Annotated in this window: 2 protein-coding genes; both read right to left on the bottom strand. The window is 68.6% G+C overall.

Translation table 11 applies throughout. The features are described from left to right. The coding region (locus EN742_RS34770; protein ID WP_128333862.1) for a DEAD/DEAH box helicase at positions 1-759 on the bottom strand (759 nt) is incomplete at its 3' end. 55 nt (positions 760-814) lie between these two features. Then, positions 815-1,504: DMT family transporter (locus EN742_RS34765; RefSeq protein ID WP_148670517.1), on the bottom strand; the 690-nt coding region annotated here is incomplete at its 5' end.

The following is a 1,504-nucleotide window of genomic DNA, read 5'->3' as shown; positions in this document are numbered from 1 at the left end:
GCCATAGAGCGGCACGATGTCGGTGTCGGCACTGATGCGATCCCGCAGCCGCTCTGCGGTGCGCTCGATCTCGCGCTGGCCGGGCAGGAAAGCGAGCAGGCTGCCGCTTTCCTCGGCAAGCGCCGAACGGATCGCCATGGCCATGGCGTCCTCGATCGCCGTGCCCGGCGACCGCTGGTCATAGCGAATGTCGACCGGGAAGGCGCGGCCCTCGCTCTCGATCACCGGCGCGCCTGACAAGAGTCTGGCCACGCGCGCGCCGTCGAGCGTCGCCGACATGACCAGCAGGCGCAGGTCCGGCCGCAACGCGCCCTGCACGTCGAGCGCCAGCGCCAGGCCGAAATCGCCGTCGAGCGAGCGCTCGTGGAACTCGTCGAAGATGACGGCGGAGACGCCGGGCAGTTCGGGATCGTCGATGATCATGCGCGAGAGAACACCCTCGGTGACGACGAGGATTTTCGTCCGCGCCGAGGTGCGGTTCTCCATGCGCATGGCATAGCCGACGGTTCCGCCGGGTTCCTCGCCGAGCAACTCCGCCATCCGGCGGGCGGCGGCGCGAGCGGCGAGCCGGCGCGGCTCGAGCAGGACGATCCTGCCCGCGCCGAGCCACGGCGCGTCGAGCAGCGCCAGCGGCACCAGAGTCGTCTTGCCGGCGCCGGGCGGCGCCACCAGCACGGCGCTGCTCTTCGTCGCCAGCTCTTCGCCAAGAGCCGGCAGCACGGCGGAGACCGGAAGCTCCGGCAAGGGGTTGGTCTTCATCACGCCCGCATATCAGCGCCCATGGCCAGCACGCAACAACGCGCTGACGGCCACCTCAAAGCCTGGTGCGCGAAAATGGATTCCAGCGCACCGTGCCCAGCCGCACCTCCTCGCGCACCATGGTGAGCAAGCCGGAGGCGCCGACTACGGCGAGGCCGATGAGCGACAGCACGTCCGGATATTCGTGGAAGAACAGCGCGCCCAGGATCACGGCCCAGACAATCTGCGAATAGTGCATCGGCGCGATGCGGTTGGCCGGCGCGTATTTGGCGGCGAGCAGTTGCATCAGTTGCCCGCCGGCGGTGAAGGCGCCGGCCATGGCCAGCCAGGCGAACTGCACGGGGTTCGGCAACGCGAAGGCGGCGGTAGCGGCACCAGCTCCGTTGAACAGCAGGCCGTAGCCAACCAGGACACCGAGCATGGACGTGCGCTTCTCCTGCTGGGCAAGCGAGCGCATCAGGATGACGCTGGTGGCGGCGAGAAAGGCATTCACGAAGGCGGCCAGATGGCCAAGGTTCAATTCGCGAAAGCCTGGCCGCACCACCAGCATCACTCCGGCGAAGCCGGCGACCACGGCCAGCCAACGCCACGGGCCGACCTTTTCCTTCAGGATGACGGTCGACAGGACGGTGACCAGCAGGGGCGCCAGGAAGATCAGCGCGTAGACTTCGGCCAGCGGAATGTGGGTGAAGGCGTAGACGCTGAGCACGCCGGAGGCGATGCCGCACCAGGCCCGGGCCTGCAC

This window comes from Mesorhizobium sp. M4A.F.Ca.ET.020.02.1.1 (assembly GCF_004022645.1).
GTDB lineage: Bacteria > Pseudomonadota > Alphaproteobacteria > Rhizobiales > Rhizobiaceae > Mesorhizobium.
This window is presented reverse-complemented; position numbering and strand designations above follow the sequence as displayed.